Annotated in this window: 6 protein-coding genes and 1 tRNA gene; 1 reads left to right on the top strand and 6 read right to left on the bottom strand. The window is 36.4% G+C overall.

The features are described 5' to 3' along the window. Positions 1–105 precede the first annotated feature (105 nt). From WCP78_RS00275 to WCP78_RS00265, 3 genes are all read right to left on the bottom strand, one after another. The gene (locus WCP78_RS00275) at positions 106–915 is read right to left on the bottom strand and encodes a VIT1/CCC1 transporter family protein (RefSeq protein ID WP_336278519.1); all 810 of its coding nucleotides are present in this window, start codon (positions 913–915) and stop codon (positions 106–108) included. Between the two features lie 596 nt (positions 916–1,511). After that, a complete protein-coding gene (locus tag WCP78_RS00270; protein WP_336278518.1) occupies positions 1,512–2,081 on the bottom strand; it encodes a disulfide bond formation protein B in 570 nt (189 codons plus the stop codon). A 12-nt stretch (positions 2,082–2,093) separates the two neighbouring features. Then, positions 2,094–2,714 carry a YqaA family protein gene (locus WCP78_RS00265; RefSeq protein ID WP_336278517.1) on the bottom strand — a complete coding sequence of 207 codons (621 nt, stop codon included), beginning with the start codon at positions 2,712–2,714 and terminating at the stop codon, positions 2,094–2,096. A 161-nt stretch (positions 2,715–2,875) separates the two neighbouring features. Between WCP78_RS00265 and WCP78_RS00260 the strand changes: the two genes are divergently transcribed. Then, positions 2,876–2,960: transfer RNA gene (locus tag WCP78_RS00260), tRNA-Leu, on the top strand. A 901-nt stretch (positions 2,961–3,861) separates the two neighbouring features. On the opposite strand, the gene WCP78_RS00255 is transcribed toward WCP78_RS00260, so the two are convergent. The 3 genes from WCP78_RS00255 to WCP78_RS00245 all read right to left on the bottom strand — a co-directional run bounded on the left by WCP78_RS00255 (position 3,862) and on the right by WCP78_RS00245 (position 8,153). Next, positions 3,862–4,206, bottom strand: coding sequence for a hypothetical protein (locus WCP78_RS00255; RefSeq protein ID WP_336278516.1), 345 nt, complete (start codon positions 4,204–4,206; stop codon positions 3,862–3,864). Positions 4,207–5,452: 1,246 nt separating this feature from the next. Then, positions 5,453–6,040 (bottom strand): hypothetical protein, encoded by a 588-nt coding sequence (locus WCP78_RS00250; protein WP_336278515.1) that lies wholly within the window; start codon positions 6,038–6,040, stop codon positions 5,453–5,455. Between the two features lie 259 nt (positions 6,041–6,299). Then, positions 6,300–8,153, bottom strand: a complete 1,854-nt coding sequence (locus WCP78_RS00245; protein ID WP_336278514.1) for a toprim domain-containing protein — start codon at positions 8,151–8,153, stop codon at positions 6,300–6,302. Positions 8,154–8,672 lie beyond the last annotated feature (519 nt).

The raw sequence follows: 8,672 nt of genomic DNA, 5'->3' as shown, positions 1-8,672 counted from the left end.
AACCCAAGCATCACCAATGATAACCTATAAAGATGTTTGGTTTAAAGGGTTTTGACATAAATCTGAATCCAGATATGCACTATTGTTTGAAGTTGCTTGCTCGCCTCATATACTGCCAATAAAAATTCCCGTTGCAAAAACCAAAGCACCACCAATGATAACCTGTAAAGATGCTCGCAAAAAGGGTGTTGACATAAATTTATTTTGAATCCAGACAATTGCTGCTAGTTCAAGAAATACTGCGATAAATGCAATTGTTGTTGCAACGTAAAAAGAACTGATCAAATAAGGAAGAGTGTGCCCTAATCCCCCCAGCGTTGTCATAACGCCACAGGCTAAGCCTCTTTTGAGGGGAGAACCACGACCTGATAATTTGCCATCATCATGGGTTGCTTCTGTAAAACCCATTGAAAGACCTGCACCAATTGAGGCAGAGAGGCCGATCAAAAAGGTTTTGTACGTATCACCTGTGGCAAAAGCTGCTGCAAAAATCGGTGCAAGGGTAGAAACAGATCCATCCATTAACCCTGCAAGACCAGGCTGAATCCACGTTAAAAGTGTCTGTTTATCTGTTTTGGATGGATTGAGTACACTTTGTGTTGCTGCTGCTGCTCCGGTATTTGCGGGGAAAAGCTTTCTTCTAAAAAAAGAAGGACGATCATATAAGGGATCTATAGCCTTTACATAGCGACTACGAGAAAGGAGAGAAAGCTTCTTATAGTTTTGGAGTTCTTGAGTGCCCATCGCTGTAAAAACCGCTGCTTGCTTTACGGAATAAGGTTTTAGAGCCTGTGCATATTTAAAATAGAAAGCTGCAGATTGTTCTTTTGATTTGAGCGCACGTGCTATAACTCTTTGTATTGAACCAAAGGAGATAGCTCTGCGTTGTGCAAATGAAAAGAGGAGTTTAAACATTGATCATTCTCTAGTATTTTAGAATTATTCTAAAATATATATAGAAAAAATTGAAAGTCAATCTCAAAGAGTCAATATGAAAGTATAAAAATTGGAAAAATAGTCGTGCGAATAGGAGAAAATTAGTTAAAAAAGAGAGAAAAAGGCGGTGTTTGATAAAACTGAGAATCGAGTGCTATGAATGACATCAAAAGGAGAACTGATCCAAAATTATAGTCTGAAGGATTATTCTGAGGTCATTTTTTGAAGAGGAAAAGTTGTTTGATTGATCTTGATCCCTGAAAAAATGTTTATGCCTTGAATTTTTGCCAAAATAAAAAATTTCACTCAATTTAACAAGAAAGACATTATTTGTTCTTTTCACTAATTTTCAAATACCAGGATTTTCAATGATCTCTGCCAGCTTTTTAGCCTGTGCGTTTCTTTTTTGTAAAGAAAGATGGCTATGGGCAATGGCAAGAAATGTGATGTGAATGCTGAAAACTATCACAATGATGATCATAAACGGGCAAAAAATTAATCAAGTAGGCGATTAATATCACATATTTGAGCGAGAAAATACTGGTGCGTGTGATCTAATTGTTGCTTTACGGTTATTATTTTTGGTGATCTGAAAGGATCCCTTTTGAAGCAGCATAAAGGCTGACAAGCATGTAAAATAGACTGGCGATCATATTCCAACCAGCAAATGAAAGCAAAAGAAAACGTTGTTGTACTTCAGAACAAGAGGGGGGGTGGATATGATCTAGATCATTAAGTAACTGGTTGATATCTGTTGTCAGCATTACTGTATTTGAATTGCAGCTGGGAGGGGAAGGCCAAAATCCATATTCAACACCAGTATGATAGGCTGCTAAGACAAAACTGATTGCCATTAATATAAAAACACACCACAATAAAAGTTGTACCCAAAAAGATGTGCGGCAAAACCATGACCCTAAAATGGCTAAAATTAACAATGGAATAGAGACATAGTAAGGAAAACGCTCAATCAAACATAAGTGGCAAGGGAAATATCCACCAATATACTCAAACCCAAGTGCTAAACCTATGGTGAATGACAAGCAAAAAGCAAGAAAAAAAGCCCATAAACCTCGCTCTTTGTTACTGACTTTCAGATGAAAGTGTTGGTGTAAAACATGGCGAACAAGCACGGTATAACTCATTAAGCATCTTCCTTATAATAAAAAATGCTGGTTTAATAAAGTTGTGAAAATTACATAGACTAATAAAAGCGTAATACAACCAATTAGAATAATCCATTTCAAATGATAAGAAATAAAATTTTGTATTTGATCTCCAAAACGTTCAGCTAGCCACGCGATTAGATAAAAACGAGCTCCGCGTGCAAAAATACACGTTATAATAAAAATTCCAAGATGAACATTCATAACGCCTGCTAAAATCGTGGTAATCTTAATAGGCGGAAAGTGAAAAAAACCTGAAAGGATTAGTAAAAAGACTAGAAACCTTAGTGTAATGTTGTTGTGTAACTCTTCAAAAGCTCTATACTTACCGTAAAACTCTAAAATTGGTTTAGCGATCGTGCTATAAGCAAAATGACCGATGCTCCAGCCGACAATACCTCCTAAAATAGAGCATACGGTGGCAATCAAAGCATAATAATAAGCCCGATTACGACGGGCAAGGATCATAGGAATATACAAAACATCGGCAGGAACTGGAAAAACAGAACTTTCAACAAAAGCAATAAATCCAAGCCAATATTGTGCTGTGCGCCGATTTGCTAAAGAAATGATCCAGAGCCTTAAACTATTCAATATTGCAGGTTTTTTCATAGGTTTTCAATATACAAAAATTCTAAAAATTTTATTTAATATAAGATACAAAGCAAAATGATGCTAATTCTTTAAAAAACACAAGTCTGTTGTTGACGAATCTATACTTCTTCATGTAGTGCGGAGGAGTAATGAGCAAGTCTGTTCTTTATGATAGTTGTGCGGGTGTGGTGGAACTGGTAGACGCGCCAGACTCAAAATCTGGTTCCGAAAGGAGTGTCGGTTCGAGTCCGACCACCCGCACCATTCAATTTTTAAAAACTGAATGGTGCTATTTATTCATTATAATAAAAGAAGATCCCAAAAAAGAGCGGATGAGGATTTTAAGTGGTGTGTAATAGCACGGCATAAAATGATAAGGCTTTAGGTGTGCTTCTTTAGAGCCGTTTTTATATGTGCTCTCTTTTACATATTTAATACCAATAAATTGATCAGAATGTAAAGCGCCTGCACTGCCATGTAAGAATGTTGATAGCTCTTCAAGCAGAACAAAAACTTTCTTAAGATATGTTCAAAATATCTCACAAATTTTAAAGTAATAAAAGTAAAATAAAGAACAACTGTACTATTTTAAAAGAGAATAACAGAGAAATTAGTTAAGAAAAAACAGGAAACAATATCAATATCAAATTGACTCTTGTCCCGTTTTTGCAGAACAAATCGCTGTCTAATCTTTTAAGTAAAGTTAAATCATTATTTAGATACAATATGTAATATATATAACATGAGTACAATGATTATATGAAAAGAAAAGCGAAATAATTTAAAACTATCGTGCATGATAGATTGTTTATTGAATAAAAAGTTCATTTTTTAACCTTTTAGTAAAAATATAATGTTAAAAACTTAAAGGTGCAAGAGAGATAAAAAGAATAAAATGGCTAAATAAATATGAAACCTAAATAAAACAGATATCCAAGAAAATACAGTTGTTTTGTTAAATGGAAAATTCATGATTTAACCTTTTAGTAAAAATAAGTCTATAATAAAAGAAGATGTAAAAGAGATTATTAAATCTTATTAAAAGGCTCTAGAAGAGTTAAAGCCTTTTAAATATTTTTGTAATACATCAAATATATTATGAAATAGTTCTATAATTTATTAGGTATTATCATGTGCATTACAAACATCTTTGATGTGCAAGGCACTAGAAGGTTTGTATGCAAAGCATTACAACGGAACGTAGAAACTTGTATATTGCATATAATAAATTTTTACCAGCTATATAAAAGTCATCTAGCGCATTTGGCGATACTCCGCGAGTATTTTGGATATTTTCCTCATCAAATGTGCCGCTTGTTTGCTCAATAAGATGTAAATTTTTTTTCTTTATAGTAAAAGATTTATTTGGGACAGTAAAATTGTTTTTGTTAACAGTAGAATGCGTTATAAATGGAGTATGTTTTTGAGCAACTGTATAGCCAGATGACTGAAGTGCCAAAGATAAACTAATAGTAACTGCACCTGCTATAAAAAAATATTTTATACTCATAGTTTTTCTCCTATATTTATTATTAAAATAAATATCAAAATGTATCATATATAAAAACACTTTAAATAACTATAGTAAAAATGCAACAGTTATAAAAAATATTTGAAATGATCTATAATTAGCTAAATGAATTCTTGTAGATTTTGTTTTTTTCATAAGAAGAATATGATTTAAAAAATCTATAGTAAGTTCTTACTGAGAGATATGATTATAAAGTTATTATCTTTATTACAGATCATGATTTTTTATATGTTAAATACTCATGATGACTGAAATAAAGTTTATAAATTAAAATAAATTTCTTGCAAAAAAAATTAAGTATACGGAAAAACTATGCTGTATATATTGAAGACTTATGATCTATTATCTCAGATTATAAGATTACTTATTTAATCTTAATATTCAAAGAATTTGTATGATTATGATGATGGATATAAAGTCAATCTGAGAATGAAGGCGCTGAATACTTAAAGTATAAATAGCGCAAACTAATATAAGATTCGGAACTATAAAAAATGCTATTTTTAGTTTTGCTGGATGTTTGTCTTGTTTGCATAAAATGAGCAATGATCTAGCTATGAAATGCGTGCGTATCAGAAGATAAGTGCAACAATAAAAGATATATAAAAGAAAAGTAAATTAATATTTGTTTTTTTATTATAAATTTATATTTCAATTTGTTTGTTAAATGTATGTTTATTTTTTTCAAATAATATTTTATTGCTAGCATTTAAAATGCTATATGAAATGTAAATAGTGTAGGCAATATGGATATTATTGTCAAAAATGCTTTGACTATTTACCAAACAGGTTGTGACGAAAGAAGTAAATCTCAAATATATCTTGTTGGATTGAAAAAATGGTGGGATTAATGTTGTTTATTCAATGAGTATCGCTCTGAATGTCAAGAACAATGGTATGAAGAGTTGAGATAAAATGGCTCATGTTTGCAAGATAAGAACAAGATAAGAAATTGTGCGATAAGGTTAGTTTTTGATATATTGGTATTTAGCTATGGTAATCTTCCGATAAGTTTAAGAAAATTGAAGCTTAATAAAACTAAACGAAGGTGATCTGCTGAACGAATCATTATTTGATATTTCTTGCCATTGATTAGATCCATTGATGGAGGGCATTTAATCTGTCAGCTTGAGGATGTTTTATTCCGTTGCCCCTTTTTCTAGCTTTGGCTCGGGTCAGAAGGGGATCTATTTTTGTCTTTTTCTTTCTCTGATCAGCGAAAAGACTATTCAGGGGGCTTTTTACGGTTTGCATATCCCCAATGAAATGCGAGCAAGTCTAAACAATCTCGTAAATGATCGGCAAGGGAGTTTTGTTTACGTTTTGATGAGCTTAAATCTTTGATTGCCTGCCCATAACCAACCACTTGTTCAACGAGATGATAGCCAAGAACACCAAGAGAAATTTTGATGGTTTTTAAATGATTTGTTGCTTCTATTTGGCGTTCAATAGGGTGTGTATAGCTTTGATAGCTATCAACTTTTTGACGTGTGTAATCAAGACTCATATGAAGGTCAGCCTGACTTTGACGCCAGTAAATATAAAAACGGCTTGCCGCTTTATATTGTGCTTTGCTGACATGTCCTTTCGCGTATAAAAGTGCAATGGGACGGCTTTGGGCATCTGCAACAGCAATGATAGTGCGTGGATTACTCTCATTTTCTTGATGAGCTGGTTGAAAATAAGGATTACTGGTTTCAATGAGGACTTCTTGTGTTTTTAAGTGTCCAATGGGCTGTTTTCCTTCATCATTCTTCGCAAAGGATGCTGTTGATGTGTTTTTCTGTTGTTTCTTTTTGTTCTGACGATTCATGGTATCTCCTCAAAAAATATCGTTTGATTGTATGTTTTAAAATTGGATGAGCTGGTGTCTTCTCTTTGGAAAAGATTTTCAGTACGTTTTCAGCCAGTAAAAACTCAAAAAGGTCGCTTAGTTTCATTGGTTTGACTGCAGTATTGGATGGATCTCTAGTGCTATATTTTTAAAGGTAGTGTCGCACATTTTTTGAATGGAAAAAGTTGCTTAATTGCATTGGTTGAGCTGCGGTATTGGAGCAGTTATCGATGGTCTATTATTTGGTTTTTTCGTCTGTGTTTTTAAGATAACAGCGGGCATGTGGGGAGTTTTCATAAGTACAACGGTAGCGGTAGGTTTGTTGATCAAACCAAAGACCTATTTTGCCTTCAAAATCACCTGAACGTTGTTTTGCGATATTCAGAATCACACCTGGGCGTTTGGCTAGATCCTCTTTTTCTTTCATCAGTGATGCTGCACAAATTTTGTCTTCTAATGACCGATTGCGCCAGATTGTGATGATGTTAAAAGCATTCGCACCAATTTCTGAAGCGCCTTTGATATCTTCTGTGCCAGGAACGTCTTTCTCCAAACTATTTTTGCGCGTATGAGCAACAAGATGAATGTGTACAGCGTTTAAAATTGCCCAGTCAACCATCTTATAAATTGCTTGTTCTTGGCCGGTATAGTCATCCGAAGCAATGCCTAGCCGCATGAGACTGTCGATGATAAATTGATCACAGCCGTAGCGTGCACGGCAATAGTCAAACACGTCGAGCAATGCTTCAATGTTCGATTTTCCTACATGTTCATAAAGAATAAGCCCATCGTCTAAAAAATTGAGGATCTGTTCAATCATCTCTTTTGATGGCTGATTGAGATCTCCCGTTTGTTTTGTTAAACGGCGCAGAGATTGCTCTCCTTTCATTTCTAGTGAAGCTAAACAAAGACGGCTCTTTTGCGCAATCCAATGGGGAATGCAGTCCGATAATAGTTGACTCTTGCCGGCACCACTTGATCCGCTCCACAGCGTTAATTCCGCTGGACGAAAATAAAGCTTGTCGTGTAATTTAGGGTAGGGAACCGTATAACCAATGCACTCTTCAGGTTCTGGCCAAAACAGTTTTATCACTTGATCTTTATATTCTGAGGCACGCCGTAACCCTGCTGGCGCAAAGCTTTGCGCCGACGAAAAGGCCTGAGCTATGATTGTATCATCAATATTCGCCGTTAAACAGTCATTCGCATCCTTCTTGGGTAAGCGGACACGATAGCAGCGGTGGCGGCCAAGTCGATTAGCAATTTCATAGGCTGCTTCTTCACCGGGCTTGTCCATATCTGTTGCTAAAAAAATTCTCTCAAACGGTTCTAAATGATCAAATTCATTTTCAATCCAATTTTGTTTGCCTCCTGTGCCGCCGCCAAACGGGACTGAAACTGCCTGATATCCATAGGCGGCTAATGAAAGTGCATCAATTTCTCCCTCAGTGATGACAATTGTACGATTTGGAAGGGAAGAAGCATGACCGGTTGGATGATGATCTGGAGCCGATGGGAAAAGCGCTTGCCAACCAAATAAAATAGGTTCACATTGCGAAGTCGTTGGTTTTGTTTTTGCACCCGCTTGTGCTAACCGCTCTTTCACTAAAGCAAGAGTGCCATCTGGTTTATAAAACGGAAAAATAATCTTTTTATCATGTTCTCCTATGCGGTAGCGCTTTAAAATATCAAGAGGAATGTGACGCTCTTTATGGAGGTAGGTTTTTACCAAATTTTGTGGTGTACACTCTGTGGGAAGAGGCGGGCGCCGATAGGAGCGATGGGGAGCCATAAACGGTTTGGGACGTGCTAGATTAAGATAGATACGTGCTTCCTCTAATGCTTGAAAAAGGCTAATTTCCTTCACACAGCACCACAGGTCTAAAAGGTCACCGCCACTGCCTTCTGCAAAATCATGCCAAAGCCCTGCTTTATCGCCGCTCAAGCACACCGATAAGCTTTGGCCAGCGTCTCCTTTTGTGTTGCCAACAATCCAGTTATTGCCACGTTTATGTCCCTGTGGAAGAAGCATTTCTGCGATTGATTTGGCTTGAAATGCAAGCTTTTGTTTGATGTCAAAAATTGTACTCATATTAAGCCATTTGTTAGCTGATTAAGCTATGCGGTGGCTGATGAGAGCCACTGCGGGGGTTGTTTAAGCTATACGGTGGCTGATGAGAGCCACTGCGGGGGTTGTTTAAGCTATACGGTGGCTGATGAGAGCCACTGCGGTGGTTGTTTTAAGCTATGCGGTGGCTGATTAGCCGCTGCGGTGGTTGTTTAAGCTATACGGTAGCTGATGAGAGCCACTGCGGTGGTTGTTTAAGCTATACGGTGGCTGATGAGAGCCACTGCGGTGGTTGTTTTAAGCTATGCGGTGGCTGATTAGCCGCTGCGGTGGTTGTTTAAGCTATACGGTGGCTGATTAGCCGCTGCGGTGGTTATTTAAGCTATGCGGTGGCTGATTAGCCGCTGCGGTGGTTATTTAAGCTATACGGTGGCTGATTAGCCGCTGCGGTGGTTATTTAAGCTATGCGGTGGCTGATTAGCCGCTGCGGTGGTTATTTAAGCTATACGGTGGCTGATTAGCCGCTGCGGTGGTTATTTAAGC

The organism is Bartonella occidentalis (assembly GCF_037070875.1).
Classification (GTDB): domain Bacteria; phylum Pseudomonadota; class Alphaproteobacteria; order Rhizobiales; family Rhizobiaceae; genus Bartonella.
The sequence above is the reverse complement of the archived record's forward strand: the minus strand, read 5'-3'. Positions and strand labels throughout refer to the sequence as shown.

Excerpts from the sequence above, each read along its gene's own strand:
- WCP78_RS00275 (WP_336278519.1), bottom strand. The coding sequence starts at position 915 with ATGTTTAAACTCCTCTTTTCATTTGCACAACGCAGAGCTATCTCCTTT.
- WCP78_RS00270 (WP_336278518.1), bottom strand. The coding sequence starts at position 2,081 with ATGAGTTATACCGTGCTTGTTCGCCATGTTTTACACCAACACTTTCAT.
- WCP78_RS00255 (WP_336278516.1), bottom strand. The coding sequence starts at position 4,206 with ATGAGTATAAAATATTTTTTTATAGCAGGTGCAGTTACTATTAGTTTA.
- WCP78_RS00265 (WP_336278517.1), bottom strand. The coding sequence starts at position 2,714 with ATGAAAAAACCTGCAATATTGAATAGTTTAAGGCTCTGGATCATTTCT.
- WCP78_RS00250 (WP_336278515.1), bottom strand. The coding sequence starts at position 6,040 with ATGAATCGTCAGAACAAAAAGAAACAACAGAAAAACACATCAACAGCA.
- WCP78_RS00245 (WP_336278514.1), bottom strand. The coding sequence starts at position 8,153 with ATGAGTACAATTTTTGACATCAAACAAAAGCTTGCATTTCAAGCCAAA.